This is a genomic window from Burkholderia sp. KJ006 (assembly GCF_000262695.1).
GTDB classification, from domain to species: Bacteria; Pseudomonadota; Gammaproteobacteria; order Burkholderiales; family Burkholderiaceae; genus Burkholderia; species Burkholderia vietnamiensis.
This window is the reverse complement of the sequence record NC_017920.1, coordinates 2,317,583-2,336,198: the sequence shown is the minus strand read 5'-3', so window position 1 is coordinate 2,336,198 and position 18,616 is coordinate 2,317,583. Positions and strand designations below refer to the sequence as shown.

Annotated in this window: 18 protein-coding genes; 7 read left to right on the top strand and 11 right to left on the bottom strand. The window is 68.0% G+C overall.

From position 1 onward, the window contains the following. Positions 1-69: 69 nt before the first annotated feature. The 6 genes from MYA_RS10515 to MYA_RS10490 form a co-directional block, all read right to left on the bottom strand. A complete protein-coding gene (locus tag MYA_RS10515) occupies positions 70-2,409 on the bottom strand; it encodes a bifunctional diguanylate cyclase/phosphodiesterase (protein ID WP_034194020.1) in 2,340 nt (779 codons plus the stop codon). Between the two features lie 220 nt (positions 2,410-2,629). Continuing rightward, on the bottom strand, positions 2,630-3,511 hold the full coding sequence (locus tag MYA_RS10510) for a PhzF family phenazine biosynthesis protein (protein WP_014723426.1): 882 nt from the start codon (positions 3,509-3,511) through the stop codon (positions 2,630-2,632). A gap of 13 nt (positions 3,512-3,524) precedes the next feature. Then, a complete protein-coding gene (locus MYA_RS10505; protein ID WP_011885634.1) occupies positions 3,525-3,983 on the bottom strand; it encodes a RidA family protein in 459 nt (152 codons plus the stop codon). A 41-nt stretch (positions 3,984-4,024) separates the two neighbouring features. Further along, positions 4,025-5,206, bottom strand: coding sequence for an aminotransferase-like domain-containing protein (locus tag MYA_RS10500; protein ID WP_011885633.1), 1,182 nt, complete (start codon positions 5,204-5,206; stop codon positions 4,025-4,027). Between the two features lie 153 nt (positions 5,207-5,359). Next, positions 5,360-6,268, bottom strand: a complete 909-nt coding sequence (locus MYA_RS10495; RefSeq protein WP_011885632.1) for a DMT family transporter — start codon at positions 6,266-6,268, stop codon at positions 5,360-5,362. A gap of 75 nt (positions 6,269-6,343) precedes the next feature. Beyond that, positions 6,344-7,039, bottom strand: a complete 696-nt coding sequence (locus MYA_RS10490) for a VOC family protein (RefSeq protein WP_014723424.1) — start codon at positions 7,037-7,039, stop codon at positions 6,344-6,346. 193 nt (positions 7,040-7,232) lie between these two features. On the opposite strand from MYA_RS10490, the gene MYA_RS10485 reads away from it, so the two are divergent. From MYA_RS10485 to MYA_RS10470, 4 genes are all read left to right on the top strand, one after another. Further along, positions 7,233-8,693: an aminotransferase-like domain-containing protein gene (locus MYA_RS10485; RefSeq protein WP_011885630.1), complete on the top strand. Its 1,461-nt coding sequence runs from the start codon at positions 7,233-7,235 to the stop codon at positions 8,691-8,693. Positions 8,694-8,848: 155 nt separating this feature from the next. Beyond that, positions 8,849-10,747 (top strand): molecular chaperone HtpG, encoded by a 1,899-nt coding sequence (htpG, locus tag MYA_RS10480; RefSeq protein ID WP_014723422.1) that lies wholly within the window; start codon positions 8,849-8,851, stop codon positions 10,745-10,747. Positions 10,748-10,755: 8 nt separating this feature from the next. Continuing rightward, positions 10,756-11,352, top strand: coding sequence for a chorismate--pyruvate lyase family protein (locus MYA_RS10475; protein ID WP_014723421.1), 597 nt, complete (start codon positions 10,756-10,758; stop codon positions 11,350-11,352). Beyond that, positions 11,352-11,828 (top strand): DNA-deoxyinosine glycosylase, encoded by a 477-nt coding sequence (locus MYA_RS10470; RefSeq protein ID WP_014723420.1) that lies wholly within the window; start codon positions 11,352-11,354, stop codon positions 11,826-11,828. The genes MYA_RS10475 and MYA_RS10470 overlap by 1 nt, the downstream gene beginning before the upstream one ends. A gap of 24 nt (positions 11,829-11,852) precedes the next feature. Here the strand turns inward: MYA_RS10470 and MYA_RS10465 are convergent, their stop codons facing one another. Together MYA_RS10465 and MYA_RS10460 are read right to left on the bottom strand one after the other, a co-directional pair. Beyond that, the gene (locus MYA_RS10465; RefSeq protein WP_404842068.1) at positions 11,853-12,152 is read right to left on the bottom strand and encodes a type II toxin-antitoxin system RelE/ParE family toxin; all 300 of its coding nucleotides are present in this window, start codon (positions 12,150-12,152) and stop codon (positions 11,853-11,855) included. Between the two features lie 5 nt (positions 12,153-12,157). Continuing rightward, the gene (locus MYA_RS10460; RefSeq protein WP_041493977.1) at positions 12,158-12,436 is read right to left on the bottom strand and encodes a YlcI/YnfO family protein; all 279 of its coding nucleotides are present in this window, start codon (positions 12,434-12,436) and stop codon (positions 12,158-12,160) included. Positions 12,437-12,603: 167 nt separating this feature from the next. On the opposite strand from MYA_RS10460, the gene MYA_RS10455 reads away from it, so the two are divergent. The 3 genes from MYA_RS10455 (at position 12,604) to mctP (ending at position 15,509) form a co-directional block, all read left to right on the top strand. Beyond that, positions 12,604-13,521, top strand: coding sequence for a spermidine synthase (locus tag MYA_RS10455; protein ID WP_014723418.1), 918 nt, complete (start codon positions 12,604-12,606; stop codon positions 13,519-13,521). A 198-nt stretch (positions 13,522-13,719) separates the two neighbouring features. Next, positions 13,720-13,962 (top strand): DUF3311 domain-containing protein, encoded by a 243-nt coding sequence (locus MYA_RS10450; RefSeq protein WP_011885623.1) that lies wholly within the window; start codon positions 13,720-13,722, stop codon positions 13,960-13,962. Then, positions 13,959-15,509, top strand: coding sequence for a monocarboxylate uptake permease MctP (gene mctP / locus MYA_RS10445; RefSeq protein ID WP_014723417.1), 1,551 nt, complete (start codon positions 13,959-13,961; stop codon positions 15,507-15,509). Before MYA_RS10450 ends, mctP begins: the two co-directional genes overlap by 4 nt. Before the next feature lie 61 nt (positions 15,510-15,570). Here the strand turns inward: mctP and MYA_RS10440 are convergent, their stop codons facing one another. The 3 genes from MYA_RS10440 to MYA_RS10430 form a co-directional block, all read right to left on the bottom strand. Then, entirely contained in the window at positions 15,571-16,026 is a 456-nt protein-coding gene (locus MYA_RS10440) for a VOC family protein (RefSeq protein ID WP_011885621.1), read from the bottom strand. Positions 16,027-16,270: 244 nt separating this feature from the next. Then, positions 16,271-17,224, bottom strand: coding sequence for a transaldolase (gene tal, locus MYA_RS10435; protein ID WP_014723416.1), 954 nt, complete (start codon positions 17,222-17,224; stop codon positions 16,271-16,273). 172 nt (positions 17,225-17,396) lie between these two features. Beyond that, positions 17,397-18,608: a benzoate/H(+) symporter BenE family transporter gene (locus tag MYA_RS10430; protein WP_014723415.1), complete on the bottom strand. Its 1,212-nt coding sequence runs from the start codon at positions 18,606-18,608 to the stop codon at positions 17,397-17,399. Between the last annotated feature and the right edge of the window lie 8 nt (positions 18,609-18,616).

Genomic DNA, 18,616 nt, shown 5'->3' with positions numbered 1-18,616 from the left:
GAACTAAACAACCGGATCGGAAACCGAAACAATCGGCATGCAGCGCAACGCGCCGCGTATGGCGGAACGTCAGGTGCCCGTGCTGCCGGCGGCGCGCAGCGCGCCGCCGCTCGACCCGCCGCCGTACACGCCGTAGCGGGCGATCAGGGCGGGGATCGCGTCGGCCGGCACCGGCCGCGAGAACAGGAAGCCTTGCGCTTCGATCTCGCCGAGCGCCGACAGCCACGCGATCTGCTCCTCGGTCTCGGTGCCTTCGACGACCACCGTCAGGCCGAGCGAGCGCGCGAGATGCACGATCGACGACACCATCACGCACACGCTGCGATCATTCGGGATCGCCTGCACGAACGAGCGGTCGACCTTCAGCGTATCGACGGAGAAGCGGTGCAGGTACGACAGCGACGAGTAGCCGGTGCCGAAATCGTCGAGCGCGATGCGGATGCCGAGCTTCTTCAGCGCGACGATCTTCTCGGACACCAGCTCCGGATATTCCATCATCGCGGTCTCCGTGATCTCGAGTTCGAGCCGGCTCGCGTCGATGCCGGTGTCCTGCAGCGCCTGCGAAATCGTCTCGATCAGGTCGCCGCGCCAGAATTGCACCGGCGAGATGTTGACCGCGAGCGTCAGCGTGTCGTGGCCGTCGTCGCGCCAGCGCGCGAGCTGCTCGCACGCGGTGCGGATCACGAAGTCGCCGATCGGCACGATCAGCCCGGTCGATTCGGCCGTCGAAATGAATTCGTTCGCGGAGATGATGCCGTGTTCGGGATGGTCCCAGCGCGCCAGCGCCTCGAAGCCGGTGATCGTGCGGTGGGTGAGATCGATCTTCGGCTGGTACGCGAGGAACAGCTGCGCTTCGGCGAGCGCGACGCGCAGCTGCTGTTCCCAGCGCATCAGGTGATCGGCGCGGTGCGACAGATGCGGCGCGTAGAACTGATAGCAGTTCTTGCCGGCGTCCTTCGCGCTGTACATCGCGAGGTCGGCCTTCTTCAGCAGGTCGATCTCGCTTTCGTTCGCGACCGTGTGCAGCGCGATGCCGATGCTGGCGTGCAGCACGAACGAGCTGCCGCGCACGTCGAACGGCTCGGCGAACATCCGGATCACCGATTCGGCGAGCCGCACCGCGCGGCGTTCGATGTCGTCGCCCTTCATCACGACGACGAACTCGTCGCCGCCGATCCGGGCGAGCGAGCCCTCGTCGCCGACGGCGTCCGACAGGCGCGACGCGGTCATCTGCAGCACGATGTCGCCGGCGTTGTGGCCGAGCGTGTCGTTGACGGTCTTGAAGTTGTCGAGGTCGATGAACAGCAGGCCGAGCCGCGACAGGCTGGCCGGCATCGACACGTCGTTGCGCAGCCCGCGCAGCGTCGCGTAGCGGTTCGCGAGCCCGGTCAGCAGATCGTATTCGGCGAGTTGCGTCATTTCGCGCTCGCGGCCGAGCAGCTTGCCGATCAGCCCGGTCGCGACGCCGAAGAACGCGAGCATCGCGAGCGTGATGAAGCTCGTCATCAGCAGATAGACGTTGCGCGTGTGATAGTAGTCCGCGAACTCTTCCTTCTGCGACAGCCCGACCATCACCGCGAGCGGATAGCCGTCGAGGTGGCGGTACGACACGATGCGCGTGACGCCGTCGATCGGATCGACGATCGTGCCGGTCACGCGTTCGGCGATCGGATAGACGCCCGACGCGGAGAACGCGCCCGGCGCGTTGCTGAACGAGCCGGTGCGCCGCGCGAGCACGGCGCCCGTGTCCGACACGACGGCGATCACGCCTTCCTTGCCGATCGCCGCGTTGTTGTAGAAGTCGTTGGTGAAGTAGCTCGGATCTTCGGATACCACGACGATGCCCGCGAAGCTGCCGTCCGGGTTGTTCAGGCGACGCGTCATCTGCAGCGTCCAGTGGCTCGACACGCGGCCGAGCACGGGCTTGCTGATGTACAGACGGTCGTCGTTGTGCGCGAGATGGACCTTGAAGTGCTCGCGATCGGCGAGGTTGATCGGCTTCGGATGCGGCTCGGTGGTGTTCGCGAACAGCACGCCCTTGGCGTTGACGAGCGATACCTGGATCAGCGTGTCGCTGGGCACCACGCCTTTCTCGACCGCGCTCGCGAGATTGAAGCGCGCGGGCGACTTCTCGAACTCGAACTTGACGAAGCGGGTGATCTGGTCGACCTGGTGAATCGCCTTCACCGTGTGCTGTTCGAGCGCGGACGACAGGATCGCCGCGGACGCCGCCGCTTCCTTGTACGCGCTGTCCTTCTCCACCGACAGCCGCGCGACGATCACCGCCCACAGCAGTGCAAGCGCCAGCATCCCGAGCAGCGGGATGGCGAACAGCGCACGCCGGCGCGACCTACGCGGCGCGCGCAGCGGCCGCGTCGGCGGCGTGTGATTTGACCGGGCGGAGCTCATCGAAGAGGGCGGCGTTCTGCTCGCGTGCGTCATCCCGTGTCGGGATGGTCGGCTAGGGTTGGGGCGCACCGGCGTCTGTTCGTTCGCGGGATGCGCAATCAAGGACAGACCCGCCGAAGCGACGGATTAGGCCCGATATTACTGGCTGGAACGCTTTTGCGATAGCCGGGGAATCGTAGGGGGCACCGGCATCGCCGGCGCCGTCGCACATTGCGAAACGTCAGGCGGGCAGGGAGAAGGTGCCGTCCACGATCGTGACGACGTTGCCGCCGATCCAGATCGTGCCGTCGTCGTCGTAGCGTACGGCGATGCGGCCGTCGCGGCCGATCGCGGTGCCCTGGCGCGCCGTATACGACGCGCCGGGCCGCCGTTGCTGGCGGCTCAGCAGGCCGGCGATCGCGGCGTTGGCGCTGCCGGTGACCGGGTCTTCGCCGGTCGCGAAGCCGCCGCCGCTCATCAGGCAGCGAATTTCGAACGTTGCCGGGCCGCCGTCGGGATGCGGCGCGTAAGCGGCGAGCCCGTGCGTGCCGTAGCGGTGGGTGAGCGCGGCCAGCGCGGCCGGATCGGGCGCGAGGCCGACGCACGCGTCGGCCGACGTCAGCCGCACGACGAGCCACGGCGCGCCGTTGTCGACCGCGCACGGTTCGGCGTCCGGATCGATCGCGTCGCTGCGCAGCGCGGCTGCCAACGCCGGGTAGTCCGAACGGTCGAGCGGCGTGAAGCGCGCCGGCGGCGCGGCGAAGGCCCAGCCGTCGGGCTGCTCGCGCAGCTCGACGCGGCCGACGCCGCACTGCTGGATCAGCCGGCCGGGCGTGCGCGGCCGCGCGCCGCTTTCGAGGAACGCGTGCGCGGTGCCGAGCGTCGGATGACCGGCGAACGGCAGTTCGCCGCCCGGCGTGAAGATCCGGACGCGATAATCGGCCTGCGGATCGCTCGGCGTGCAGACGAACGTGGTTTCCGACAGGTTGGTCCAGCGGGCGATCGTCAGCATGTCGTCGTCGCCGAGCGAGTCGGCGTCGAACACCACGGCGAGCGGGTTGCCCTTGAACGGTACCGACGTGAAGACGTCGACCTGTTTGAAACGGACGCGGCGGCCGGTCATCGCGATGCGCGCGTTACGCGACTTCGGCGATCAGCTCGATCTCGACGCACGCGCCGAGCGGGATCTGCGCGACGCCGAACGCCGAGCGCGCATGCTTGCCGGCGTCGCCGAACACTTCGGCGATCAGCTCCGACGCGCCGTTCGTGACGACGTGCTGCTCGGTGAAGTCGAGCGTCGAGTTGACGAGGCTCATCAGCTTCACGATGCGCGTGACCTTGTTCAGGTCGCCGGTGTGAGCGTGCAGCGTCGCGAGCAGGTCGATCGCGATCGAGCGCGCGGCCGCCTTGCCGTCTTCGGTGGTCAGATCGGCGCCGAGCTTGCCGGCCCAGACCTTGCCGTCCTTCTTCGCGATGTGGCCCGACAGGTACACGGTGTTGCCGCTTTGCGCGCTCATCACGTAGGCGGCGGCCGGTGCGCCGGCGGTCGGGAGCTCGATGCCGAGCGACTTGAGCTTGTCGTAGACGTTAGCCATGAATTCGATTCCTCGTAGAGAGTCGTGACAGGTGAAAGGGGTCAAAGGCGCTCGCGCAGCAGCTTGCCCAGGCGCGCGACGCCTTCCTCGATCTTTTCCGGCGGCACCGTCACGAACGACAGGCGCAGCGTGTTGCGCTGCGCGTCGTTCGCGAAGAACGGCGCGCCCGGCACGAAGGCGACGTGGTCGGCGACTGCCGCCTCGAGCAGCTTCATGCTGTCGATCTGCGCGGGCAGGTTCACCCAGATGAACATGCCGCCTTCCGGGCGGTTCCACGTGACGCCTTCCGGCATGTGACGCGCGAGCGACGCGAGCATCGCGTCGCACTGCGCGCTGTACAGCTTGCGGATCGTCGGGATGTGCTCGTCGAGGAAGCCGTCCTTGATCACTTCGTGCGCGATGCGCTGCGTGAGCGTCGGCGTGTGCAGATCGGTGGCCTGCTTGGCCTGCACGAGCTTGAAGTGCAGCTCCTCGGGCGCAATGATGTAGCCGAGCCGCAGGCCCGGCGCGAGCACCTTCGAGAACGTGCCGAGGTGGACGACGTGATCCGGCGCCATCGACAGCATCGTGGGCAGCGGCTCGCCCTGGTAGTTCAGCGCGCCGTAAGGATCGTCCTCCAGCACCGGGAACGGGCTCGACTGCGCGAACGCGGCGAGCGCGCGGCGGCGCTCGACGGGCAGGCGGCGGCCGGTCGGGTTCTGGAAGTTCGGTTGTGCGTACAGCAGGCGCGCGCCCTGGGTCAGGGCCGGCGTCAGGCCTTCCGGCAGCAGGCCCTGCTCGTCGGTCGGCACCTGCACGTAGCGCGGCTCGTACAGCGAGAACGACTGCAGCGCGCCGAGGTAGGTCGGGGTTTCGACGAGGACCGGGCTGTCCGGATCGATCAGCGCCTTGCCGAGCAGGTCGAGCGCCTGCTGCGAGCCGGTCGTGATCAGCACCTGCGACACGCGCACGCCGTAGCGCTCGGCGATCCATTCGCGCAGCGGCAGGTAGCCTTCGGTCGCGCTGTACTGGAGCGCGGCGGCCGGCGCGTCGCGCAGCACGAGGTCGGCGGCGGCGCGCATCCGTTCGGCCGGGAACGTGACGGGGGCGGGCAGGCCGCCGGCGAACGAGATGACCTCGGGGCGTTCCGTTACCTTCAGGATCTCGCGGATCGCCGAGCTGGTCAGCTTGCGGGCGCGTTCGGAAAGCTGCCAGTGCGGCGGGTGCAGGTCGCTCGGATTCATAGTCTCCTCGTTCGGATATCGGGGTAAGTCAAGAAAGGTCGGGTCGGGCTGATGGCGTCGCCGCCGCCGGGTGGGCGTGCGGGAGCGCGCTCTGGCCTTCGCGGCCGGGTGGGCAGAACCGTTCAGGCAAAGCGAACATTATGGCGCACCTCATCAGCCGGCGCGAGCGGGACGCGCGGCCATGGCCACCGCCGAGCGGCGGCCGAGCATCACGGTCGCGATCACGGCGGCCGCGAACAGCCACGTGGCGGGCGTCACCGTTTCGCCGAACAGCAGCGCGGAAAACGCGATCGTGAAGAAGATCTGCAGCAGCTGCACCTGGCCGACGCGGGCGGTGCCGCCCATCGCGAGCCCGGCGTACCACGCGAAAAAGCCGATGAACTGCGAAAACAGCGTCACGTAGCCGAACGCGAGCCACGTGCGTAGCGCGAGCGGCGCCGGGTGCGCGACGTGCTGCGCCCACGCGAGCCAGCCGACCGGCAGCACCAGCACCGGCGCGGACACGACCAGCGCCCAGCAGATCACCTGCCAGCCGCCGATCTGGCGCGCGAGGCGCGCGCCTTCCGCATAGCCGAGCGCGCCGATGCCGACCGCGACGAGCATCAGCGCATCGCCCGCCTGCACGGTGCCGCCGCCGTCGCGCAGCGCGAACGCGATCACGAGCGCGCTGCCTGCCAGCGCGCTGGCCCAGAACGCCTTCGACGGCCGTTCGTGCGACAGCCACGCCGCGTACAGCGCGACGAACAGCGGCTGCAGCCCGTTGACGACGGCGCCGTGCGACGCCGGCACCGTCTTCATCGCCCACGCGGAGAACACCGGATACGCGACGATCACGCCGGCCGACACGACGGCGAGGCTTTTCAGCTGCGCGCGCGTCGGCAGCCGCTCGCGGCGCCACCACAGCAGCAGGCCGGCCGGCACCGACGCGGCGAGCGCGCGGCCGAGCCCGTTCAGAAGCGGATTGAGCTCCGAGACGACGATGCGTGTCATCGGCAGCGTGAGGCTGAAGATCATCACGCCGACGAGGCCGAGCAGCATGCCGCGGGTTTCGCGGGAATTCATCAGGTAGGTGCTCCTTATCGGCGTATCGGTGTATCGCTGTAGCGGCGGGTTTCGTGAGCGGGCGCGCGGCGGCGTTCAGCGCAGCGTGCGGGTGCCGTGCGGCGTATCGAAGTGCGCGACGAGGGCGGGCGGCCCGTCGCCGGCTTCGACGCCGAGCAGGTGAGCGGCGCCGAGCCAGTCGAGCTGCTCGCGGATCGCCTCGGCACGCGGATGGACGCCCTCGAGCGACTTCAGCGCGGCGCCGGTGTCCGGCAACGAGGCGGCCGGGTGCTGCGCGCTGTCCCACTGGATCAGCGACGGCACGAGGCCGTCGCCGGCGCCTTGCCAGGCGGGGAACGCGCCGTCGTCCGGCACCGTCAGGCCCCAGCTGAGGTCGCCGCGGCGCATCGCCACGACCGGCGCGATCCGCTCGGGGTACTGGCTCTGCCACAGCGCGAGCGAGCGCGGCCGGTCGACGCGCGCGACCCAGTGCGCGAGGAACGGACCGTCGGCGAGCCGTGCGTGCATCGCCGGATCGTCGAGCGCGAACAGCCGCGGGCGCGGCGGCGTCGAGTCGGGGGCAGCCGTGTCAGGCGCGTCGGGGTCGATCGCGATCACTTCGACGTACAGCCCGCCCCATGCGCCGAACAGCGCGTTGTGGGTGCGCATCAGCGGATGGCGGCCGCCGCCGGACGGTTCGATGCCGAGCGCGCGGGCGACATGGCGCACGCCTTCGTCGAGCGTGCGCGCAGCAATGACGAGATGGTCGATGGACAGGGAACGGGAGGGCATGAACGTCGGTCGGGAAAGGAGGGTGTCACGGTGGGCGGTCGGTCGCACGGCCGGCCGAGGCCGGAGGCGCCGCCGATGCGGCACGCCCGCGATGGCCGCACGATCGCCATTGCGGACAACTGTAATCGTCCGGACCGGCACAGTAACGGTACAATCGGCGCGATAGCCTTCGGTACAGTTGGAGCTGCCGCCCATGTCCACCGTCCCACTCGCCCAGATTCCCGCGCCGCACGACACGGCGACGCTCACGCTCGTCGACCAGCTCGTCCAGTGGGCGCGCCGCCGCATCGACGAACGCGTGTTCCGGCCCGGCATGCGGATGCCGTCGATCCGCAAGCTCGCGCTCGACAAGAGCGTGTCGCGCTTCACCGTCGTCGAGGCGTACGAGCGGCTGGTGGCGCAGGGCTACCTGGACTCGCGGCGCGGCTCCGGCTTCTACGTGAGGGAACGCACGGCCGCGGGCCCGCAACCGGCCGACCACGTCGGCCGCGCGGCCGAGGCCGTGCCGGTGCACAACACGATCGACGTCGTCTGGCTGCTGCGCAACATGCTGCACACCGTCAGCCCGGAGAAGGGGCCGGGCCTCGGCTATCTGCCGGCCCGCTGGCTCGACGGCGAGCTGATTACCGGCGCGCTGCGCGCGCTCGGGCGCCAGTCGGGCGCGCAGATGCTCGGCTTCGGCACCGCGCAGGGCTTCCTGCCGCTGCGCCAGCAATTGCAGACGCGCCTCGCCGAAGTCGAGATCGGCGCCAAGCCCGAGCAGCTGGTGCTGGTGTCGGGCATCACGCAGGCGATCGACCTGATCTCGCGCATCTACGTCCGGCCCGGCGACGCGGTGATCGTCGGCGATCCGGCGTGGTTCCAGATGTTCGGCCGTTTTGCGGCGCAGGGCGCGCAGCTCGTCGGGATGCCGTACACGCCCGACGGCCCCGATCTCGACGCGCTCGAGACGCTCGTGCAGATGTGGCGGCCGAAGATGCTGGTGATCAATTCGGTGCTGCAGAACCCGACCGGCACGTCGCTGTCGGCCGCGCAGGCGTTCCGCATCCTGAAGCTGGCCGAGGCGTACGATTTCCTCGTCGTCGAGGACGACGTGTACGGCGACCTGTGCCCGCCGAGCTATCCGGCCACGCGGCTCGCGAGCCTCGACCAGCTCAAGCGCGTCATCTACCTGGGCAGCTTTTCGAAGACGCTCGCGGCGAACCTGCGGGTCGGCTACGTCGCGTGCGCGCCGGAGATCGCGAAGGCGGTGACCGACCAGAAGATGCTGGTCGGGATGACGACGCCCGAGCTCAACGAGCGCGTGCTTTACAAGATCCTGACCGAAGGGCACTACCGGCGCCACGTCGAGCGGCTGCGCGCGCGGCTCGACGGCGTGCGCGACAAGACCGCGCGGATGCTGGAGCGCACCGGGCTGCGGCTCTTCACGATGCCGGCGGCCGGGATGTTCCTGTGGGCCGACACGGGCGTCGATTCGGACGCGCTCGCCGCTGCCGCGCACGAGGCAGGCTTCTTGCTGACGCCCGGCAGCCTGTTCTCGCCGCAGCAGTCGACGTCGACGTGGACGCGCTTCAACGTCGCGAATTGCGGGGATCCGGCGCTGCCGGGGTTTCTCGCGCGCTATATCGAGTCGGCCGCGCGACGCGCATCGTGACGCTGCGGCGGCCGCCCCCTTGAAAACCGGGCGGCCGTCCCCAGATTTGCGCGCAAACCGCTTGCGCCAGGCGGTCGTCCTTGACGGGCCAGCCCGCGTCACGTACCGGGCGCCCGCGCCACACCATTCGAGTTCAAGTAAGAGGAAAAGCATCCATGGCACACGAAACGATGAGCTTTCAGGCAGAGGTCAAGCAACTCCTCCACCTGATGATCCATTCGCTCTACAGCAACAAGGAAATCTTCCTGCGCGAACTGGTGTCGAACGCGTCCGACGCGGCCGACAAGCTGCGTTTCGAAGCGCTCGCCGACAACGCGCTGTACGAGAACGATCCGAACCTGCGCATCCGCATCGGCTTCGACAAGGCGGCGCGCACGATCACGATCGAGGACAACGGCATCGGCATGAGCCGCGACGAGGCGATCGCGAACCTCGGCACGATCGCGCGTTCGGGCACCAAGGAATTCTTCACGAAGCTCTCCGGCGACCAGCAGAAGGATGCGGCGCTGATCGGCCAGTTCGGCGTCGGCTTCTACTCGGGCTTCATCGTCGCCGACAAGATCACCGTCGAGACGCGCCGCGCCGGCCTGCCCGCGAACGAAGCGGTGCGCTGGGAAAGCGCCGGCGAGGGCGACTTCACGATCGACGCGATCGAGCGCGCGCAGCGCGGCACGACGATCACGCTGCATCTGCGCGAAGGCGAGGACGAGCTGTTGTCGTCGCACCGCCTGAAGTCGATCATCCAGAAGTATTCCGATCACATCGCGCTGCCGATCCTGATGCGCAAGGAAGAGTGGGATCAGGAAAAGGGCGAGATGGTCCTGAAGGACGAGGACGAGACGGTCAACCAGGCCAGCGCCCTGTGGACGCGCTCGAAGAGCGACATCAGCGACGAGCAGTACACGCAGTTCTACCAGCACATCGCGCACGACCACCAGGATCCGCTCACGTGGACGCACAACCGCGTCGAAGGCCGCAGCGAATACACGCAGCTGCTGTTCGTGCCGGCGCACGCGCCGTTCGACCTGTGGAACCGCGACTACCGCGGCGGCCTGAAGCTGTACGTGAAGCGCGTGTTCATCATGGACGACGCCGAGCAGCTGCTGCCGCAATACCTGCGCTTCGTGAAGGGCGTCGTCGATTCGGCCGACCTGCCGCTGAACGTGTCGCGCGAAATCCTGCAGGAAAGCCGCGACGTGAAGGCGATTCGCGAGGGCGTGACCAAGCGCGCGCTGTCGATGCTCGAGGAGCTGGCCAATGCCGAAGACGACGCCGGCAAGGAGAAGTACAAGACGTTCTGGAGCGCGTTCGGCCAGGTGCTGAAGGAAGGCCTCGGCGAGGACCACGCGAACCGCGAGCGCATCGCGAAGCTGCTGCGCTTCGCGTCGACGCACGGCGACACCGACGCGCAGGACGTGTCGCTCGCCGATTACGTGTCGCGCATGAAGCCCGAGCAGAGCAAGATCTACTACGTGACCGCCGATACGTGGCAGGCCGCGAAGAACAGCCCGCATCTGGAAGTGTTCCGCAAGAAGGGTGTCGAGGTGCTGCTGCTGACCGATCGCGTCGACGAATGGATGCTGTCGTTCCTGCACGAGTTCGACGGCAAGCCGCTCGCGAGCGTGGCGCGCGGCGATCTCGACCTCGGCGAGCTGAACGACGAGGAGAAGAAGGCGCAGGAGCAGGCGGGCGAAGCGATCAAGCCGGTCGTCGAGAAGATGAAGGAAGCGCTCGGCGACAAGGTGAAGGAAGTGCGCGCCACGTTCCGCCTGACCGATTCGCCGTCGTGCCTCGTCGCCGACGACAACGACATGAGCGGCTACCTGCAGCGCATGCTGAAGGCGGCCGGCCAGAACGCGCCGGCGATGCAGCCGATCCTCGAGATCAATCCGGACCACGCGCTCATCAAGCAGCTCAACGTCGACAGCGCCGATTTCGGCGACTGGTGCCATCTGCTGTTCGACCAGGCGCTGCTGGCCGAAGGCGGGATGCTCGACGATCCGGCGAGCTTCGTTAAGCGCACCAACACGCTGCTGCTGTCGCGCGCCGCGTGAACTCGCGCATGCGATTCGACGGCGCACGCTCGGGCTGGCGCGCAACGCCCCGGCCCGGCTGCACGCTCGAGCAGCGCGACTGGCTCACGCGCGGCGGTTCGCTGACCGCGCATCTCGCGCGGCTCGGCAGCGTGAGCGTGCGCGTGACGCGCGAGGCCGTCGATTGCCCGTGGTTCGACGAGCCTGCCGCGGTCGGACGCGCGCCGCGCGCGCCGATGTGGGTGCGCGAGGTGATCCTGTCGGTGGACGGCGTGCCGTACGTCGCCGCGCACAGCATCGCGCCGCTCGCGGCCAGCAAGGGCGTATGGCAGGCGATGCGGCGGCTGCGCACGCGCCCGCTCGCAGAATTGCTGTACAGCGACCCGCAGGTCGCGCGCTCGGCGCTCGTGAGCCGGCGCGTGATCGCCGGCCATCCGCTGTATGCGCTCGCGAGCCATGCGCTGCAGCGCGAGCGCGCACCGCATGCGTTCGCCGCGCGGCGCTCGGTATTCCAGCGGCACGGCGAGCCGCTGATGGTCACGGAATGCATGCTGCCGGCGTTGTGGCGCCATCTCGCCGCGCACGGCGACGGCCCGCGCTCGCGCGGGCCGCGGGCAGACGCGTGATGCTGCAAGGCTTTCCGCCCGTCGTCGCGCGCGACACGCACACGATGATCCTCGGCAGCTTTCCCGGCGAGGCGTCGCTCGACGCCGCGCAGTATTACGCGCATCCGCGCAATCAGTTCTGGCGCCTGCTCGACGCGGTGCTCGGCGAGCCGGGGCTCCACGAACTCGCCTACGACGCGCGGCTCGAGCGCGTGCTGTCGCACGGCGTCGGCATCTGGGACGTCCTCGATGCGTGCCATCGGCAAGGCAGTCTCGATTCGGCAATCCGCAATGCGAAGCCGAACGACTTCGCGTCGCTGCGCGCGCATGCGCCGTTGCTGAGGAAGGTGTGCTTCAACGGGAAGACGGCCGGGCGGTTTGCCGACGTGATCGGCGAGGCCGGCTACGAGACGCTCGTGCTGCCGTCGTCGAGCCCGGCGTATGCGATGCTGTCGTTCGAGCAGAAGCTGGTGCAGTGGCGGCGCATCGTCGGCTGAACGGGCTTGGGCGGCGGGCGAACGTCAGTGGTAGTCGCTTTCTCGCTGGTGACGCACGGCAACGACCGTCACCGTCCGGCTGTCGTCGATTTCGAACAGGGCGACATAGCCCGATGCGCCGAACGGGATGAGCAATTCCCGCAGAAACGGCATCGACGGATGAGCCTTGCGGCACGTGAACGGCGACGATTCCAATGTTGCGATACCCGAAGCGATAGCTGCCAGCGCACGCTCGGCCAGTTCGACATCCGCATCGTCGCGCTCGACGATGAACGTATAGAGCTCGCTCAGATCACGGGATGCCGCCGGTGTGAAGCGAACCATATACGTCATCGCGCTTGTCGTGTCCTGGCACGCAGCGTGTCGAGCTGCCGGCCCAGTCGTTCCAGTACCTCGGACGACGACACATATTCCCCGGTACGACGAGCCTCGTCGCGCGACGTGATACCGCGCGCGATGAATTCGCTCTGGAGGCGACGGCGTTCGATGCCTTCGCGGATCGACTGCTCGACGAATGCCGATAGCGTTTCGCCTTCCTGAAGGACGTTCTCGGCCGCTTCTCGCAATTCCGGTTCGACCCGAATCGACGGAAAAGTCGCAGTTTTCATCATGACCTCTTCTGTATCGCAGTTGCGATGCATTGTCGCGCACGGCCTTGTCGCCGGCAAGAGTCGCCACCGTGGCCGCCCCGTCCGCCGGGCACGCCGCGCCGACCCGCGACCGAGCAATGCTATCCTCTCGTCCGCTTATCCAGCGTCATCCAACGAGATTCAACATGACCCGACTCATCAAGCGCGCGTCCGCCGAGGCGCGCGCATTCAAGCAGCGCAAAGCGTCCGCGTACAACGGCTCCGAAAAACTGCAGCCGCCGCGCCTGAAGCGCCGCCCGGAAATCGGCGAGCACGACGACGTGCCCGTTCTCGAAGCGCCGCGCAAGCCGCGCTTCGCGCCCGTCACGTTTTCGGAGGAGCGCGGCGTGCGCTTCCTGCATTTCGGGACCGAATGGGTGCAGGGCGCGATGCGCCTGTCGAAGCCGTTCGCGATCGAACTCGAATACGCGCAGCAGATGATGGCATGGCTGCTGTTCCTCGAAACGCCCGCGCGCATCGTTCAGCTCGGCCTGGGCACCGGCGCGCTGACCAAGTTCGCGCATCGCTTCCTGCCGCACGCGAAGGTCGAGGCCGTGGAGCTGAACCCGGCCGTGATCGTCGCGGCGCGCACGATGTTCGCGCTGCCGCCGGACGACGCGCGCCTGGTCGTTCACGAGGCCGACGCGTGGGACTTCGTCAACGATCCGGCCAACCGCGGCACGACGGGCGCGCTGCAGATCGACCTGTACGACGCGACCGCCCGCGGCCCGGTGCTCGACAGCGTCGCGTTCTACCGCGCGGTGCGCGGCTGCCTCGCCGACGCGGGCATCGCGACGATCAACCTGTTCGGCGATCATCCGAGCTTCGTGCGCAATATGAAGCACCTGAACGCGGCGTTCGATCATCGCGTGGTCGCGCTGCCGGAAGTGCACGACGGCAACCGGATCGCGATCGCGTTCTCCGGCCCCGCGCTCGACGTGTCGTTCGCGCAGCTCGAAGCACGCGCGAAGCTGATCGAAGACACGCTCAAGCTGCCCGCCCGCAGCTGGGTGAAAGCCTTGAAAGAAACGACCGGCGCACGCGACGCCTCGTTCGCGATCTGACGCTGAGGCACCGGCCGCATGCCGGTGCAACCGCGCGTGCGGGGGCGGATCACCTCGGGTTCGCCCCCGCTTGACCACGCAGCCGCGGCTCCTATACTTGCGCGAAGCCAGGGGAGCCGCAGCTTACCCGTTTTGCCGCTCCTCTCGCCGCCGTACCCGCTCAACAAGATCGATAACCGGGAATGATGAGGAGACGTCATGGCTCACGATGCCGACGCCAATCGGGCCGCGAAGCGCTGGCTCTGGCTGCTGGTGCTGCCGCTGATCGCGATGGTCTGGGTGCCGTCGTACAGCAAGATCGAACCGCAATGGTTCGGGTTTCCGTTCTTCTACTGGTACCAGCTGCTGTGGGTGTTCATTAGCGCGGTGATCACCGCGTTCGTGTACCGGAAGACCAAGCACGCATGGAAGGCCGGCGGCTCGCAGGGAGGTGCGCAATGAACCTCGGCGCCACCTTCGTCTTCGTCCTGCTGTTCATCGGCGTCACCATCCTCGGCTTTCTCGCCGCGAACTGGCGGCGCGGCGATCTCGCCCATCTCGACGAATGGGGCCTCGGCGGCCGCCGCTTCGGCACGATCGTCACGTGGTTCCTGCTCGGCGGCGATCTCTATACGGCCTACACGTTCGTCGCGGTGCCCGCGCTCGTGTTCGGCGCCGGCGCGATGGGCTTCTTCGCGTTGCCGTACACGATCCTGATCTATCCGTTCGCGTTCGTCGTGTTCCCGAAGCTGTGGAGCATCGCGAAGCGCCACGGCTACGTGACCGCGGCCGATTTCGTCCACGCCCGCTACGGCAGCCGGATGCTCGCGCTCGCGATCGCGGTGACGGGCATCGTCGCGACCATGCCGTACATCGCGCTGCAGCTGGTCGGCATCGAAGTGGTGATCGGCGCGCTCGGCTTCGACACCACCGGCTTCGTCGGCGACCTGCCGCTGATCATCGCGTTCGCGATCCTCGCCGCGTACACCTACACGTCGGGGCTGCGCGCACCGGCGATGATCGCGATCGTGAAGGACATCCTGATCTACATCACGATCGCCGCGGCGATCATCGTGATCCCGGCCAAGCTCGGGGGCTTTGGGCACATCTTCGCGACGGTGCCGCCCGCCAAGCTGCTGCTCAAGGCGCCGGACGCGACGAGCCTGAACGGCTACAGCGCCTACGCGACGCTCGCGATCGGCTCCGCGCTCGCGTTGTTCCTGTATCCGCATTCGGTCACGGCGATCCTGTCGTCGTCGTCGGGCAACACGATTCGCCGCAACATGGCGATGCTGCCCGCGTATTCGTTCGTGCTCGGCCTGCTCGCGCTGCTCGGCTACATGGCGCTCGCCTCCGGCGTGAAGGACATGCCGCAATACGCGCCGTACTTCAAGGCGTTCGGCCCGAACTTCGCGGTGCCCGCGCTGTTCCTCAACTACTTCCCGTCGTGGTTCGTGGGCGTCGCGTTCGCGGCGATCGGCATCGGCGCGCTGGTGCCGGCGGCGATCATGTCGATCGCGGCCGCGAACCTCTACACGCGCAACATCCACCGCGAGTTCGTGAACCGCAACATGACGCACCACCAGGAGACGCACGTCGCGAAGCTGGTGTCGCTGATCGTGAAGGTCGGCGCGGTCGCGTTCATCCTCGGGCTGCCGCTCACGTATGCGATCCAGCTGCAGCTGCTCGGCGGGATCTGGATCATCCAGACGCTGCCGGCGATCGTGCTCGGCCTGTACACGCGCGTGCTCGACCATCGCGGGCTGCTGGCCGGCTGGGCGGCAGGCATCGTCTGCGGGACGTGGATGGCGATCTCGCTGAAGCTGGCGAGCTCGATCTTCACGATCCATCTGTTCGGTCTCGCGATTCCCGGCTATGCGGCGGTGTGGTCGCTGGTCGTGAACCTGGTCGTGTCGGTGGTGGTGAGCGTGCTGGTGCGCGCGATGGGCGTCGCGCATGCGGAGGATCGCACGCGGCCCGAAGACTATCTCGACGTGATCGAGAGCTGAAGCCGGCCGCGCCGCAGGCAGGACGCCCGCCGCTGCGCAGCGGCGGGCGTTGTCATATGCGTCAGGCTTGCGCGTGCTTCGCGAGGTCGTCGCGCTGCGACAGGTCCTCGACGTTGACCATCCAGTGCACGCCGAAACGATCCTTCGCCATCCCGAAGCCGAGCGCCCAGAACGTCTTGCCGAACGGCATCGTCACTTCGCCGCCGTCGGCGAGCGCGTCGAACAGCTTCTGGCCGTCTTCGACCGTCGCCGGGTTCAGCGACAGCGAATAGCCGGCGTGCGCGCCGCCGCCCGGCTGGCTGCAGTCGCCGTCCGAGCACATGATCATCGAGTCGCCGATCGTGAAACTGGCATGCATCACCTTGTCGGCCATCTCCGGCGACATCGGGAAATCGGGGTTCGGGGGCGCATCCTTGAAGTGCATCTTGAACATCGTCTTCGCGCCAAGCGCCCGTTCGTAGAACTGAAGGGCTTCTTCCGCACGGCCATAGAACGTCAGATACGGTTGGACCTGCATCGTTGTCTCCTGTTGACCGGAGCGGCATGTCGGCGCCGCGCCGGGTGCTGCGACGATTGACCGAAACGGCGCGCCGGGATGCGGCCGGCGCACTCGTGACGTGGATTGTAGTGCGCGGGCCCGGAGATCGAACGAAAAATAAAAACGGCCGCGAACATGCAGTTCGCGGCCGTCGGGCACGCATGGTGACGGCTGCTGCCAGTGCGGCGGCATGCTTGCCCGCCGCGCTCGCGCGCCGCCAGGCTCAGCGCAGCGCGGCGATCAGTTTCTCGAGCTTGACCGCATCGGCGGCGAATACGCGGATGCCTTCGGCAAGTTTTTCCGTCGCCATCGCGTCGTCGTTCAGCTGGAAGCGGAACGACGCTTCGTCGATCGCGACGCATTCGGTGGGCTTGTCGTGCAGCGCGTCGGGCGACAGCTTGCGCTCGACCGGATCGTTGCTGTCCTGCAGCTTCTGCAGCAGGTCGGGGCTGATGGTCAGCAGATCGCAGCCGGCCAGCTCGATGATCTGGCTCGTCGTGCGGAAGCTCGCGCCCATCACCTCGGTGTGGTATCCGAACGTCTTGTAGTAGGTGTAGATGCGGCGCACGGACTGCACGCCCGGATCGTTCGCGCCGCCGTCCTTCGCTTCGTCCCAGTCGGCGCCGGCCTGCTTCTTGTACCAGTCGTAGATGCGGCCGACGAACGGCGAAATCAGCTGCGCGCCCGCTTCGGCGCACGCGGCGGCCTGCACCAGCGAGAAAAGCAGGGTCATGTTGCACTTGATCCCTTCCTGCTGCAGCACCTGCGCCGCGCGGATGCCTTCCCAGGTCGAGGCGAGCTTGATCAGGATGCGTTCGCGGCCGATGCCGGCTGCTTCGTACAGCTTGATGAGCTCGCGGCCCTTGTCGATCGAGCGCTGCGTGTCGAACGACAGGCGCGCGTCGACTTCGGTCGACACGCGGCCCGGGATCAGCTTCAGGATCTCGGTGCCGAATGCGATCAGCAGGCGATCGATGATGAAATCGGTGCTTTCGTTGCGGTGATCGCGGACGGTTTTCTCGAGAATCGGCTTGTACGCGTCCTTCTGAACGGCCTTCAGGATCAGCGACGGGTTCGTGGTCGCGTCCTGCGGCTTGTATTGCGCGAGCTGCTGGAAATCGCCCGTGTCGGCGACGACGGTCGTGTACTGCTTCAGCTGGTCGAGTGCGGTAGTCATGGCGATTCGGGAGGAGGGCGCAAGGCGCCTGGGTTCTCACGGGCCGCGCGAGCGCGGCAGCGAAGCGAGACGGCGCGGGGCGCCGCCTGCGATCCACTATTCTAGGCCCGATTCGCGTCGCGCACGTGATGGCGCGCCGCTCGGCCGGCACGAGGCGGCGCCGTGCGCGCGGTTATGCGGGGCGTCGCGCGTTCAGGATCACTTGCGTGACGATCCCGGCCACGAGCCCCCAGAACGCCGATCCGATCGACAGCAGCGTGAGGCCCGACGCCGTGACCATGAACGTGACGAGCGCTGCTTCGCGCTGCTTCACGTCCTGCATCGCATTCGCGAGCCCGCTCATGATCGAGCCGAACAGCGCGAGCGCTGCGACCGACACGACCAGCGCCTTCGGCAGCGCCGCGAACAGCGCGGCGATCGTCGCGCCGAACACGCCGGCGATCAGATAGAAGGTGCCGCACCAGACGGCGGCCGTGTAACGCTTCGCGTGATCCTCGTGCGCTTCGGGGCCGGTGCAGATCGCGGCCGTGATCGCCGCGAGGTTCACGCCGTGCGAGCCGAACGGCGCGAGCAGCAGCGAGGCGAGCCCGGTCGTCGCGATCAGCGGCGACGACGGCGTCGCATAGCCGTCCGCGCGCAGCACCGCGATGCCCGGCACGTTCTGCGACGCCATCGCGACGACGAACAGGGGAATGCCGATGCTGACGATCGACGCGATCGAGAACGCCGGCATCGTGAACACCGGCTGCGCGAGCGCGATGTGGAAGCGGCTGAAGTCGAGCAGGCCGAGGCCGCCGGCCACCGCGGTGCCGACGATCAGCGTCGTGACGATCGCGTAGCGCGGCGCGGCGCGCTTGACGATCAGGTAGGTGAAGAACATCGCGAGCACGAGCGCGGTCTGGAACTGGGCCGCGCGGAAGATCTCGATGCCGATCTCGAACAGGATGCCGGCGAGCAACGCGGCCGCGATGCCGGCCGGAATGCGCTTCATCAGCGTATCGAACAGCCCGCTCACGCCGACGGCCGTCAGCAGCAGCGCGCAGACGACGAACGCGCCGATCGCTTCGGGATACGGCACGCCGGGCAGCGACGCGATCAGCAGCGCGGCGCCCGGCGTCGACCACGCGACGACGACCGGCGCGCGAAACCGCAGCGACAGCCCGATGGTCGTGAGCGCCATGCCGATCGACAGCGCCCAGATCCACGACGAGATTTGCGCATCGGTGAGGTGCGCGGCGCGGCCGGCCTGGAACATCAGCACGAGCGAGCTCGTGTAGCCGGTCATCATCGCGACGAAGCCGGCGACGAGCGCCGACACCGACGTATCGGCGAAAAAGCGGCGGCCGCCGGCGCGGCCTGCGCTCGCGGTGGGCGAGGGATTCATGCTATCTC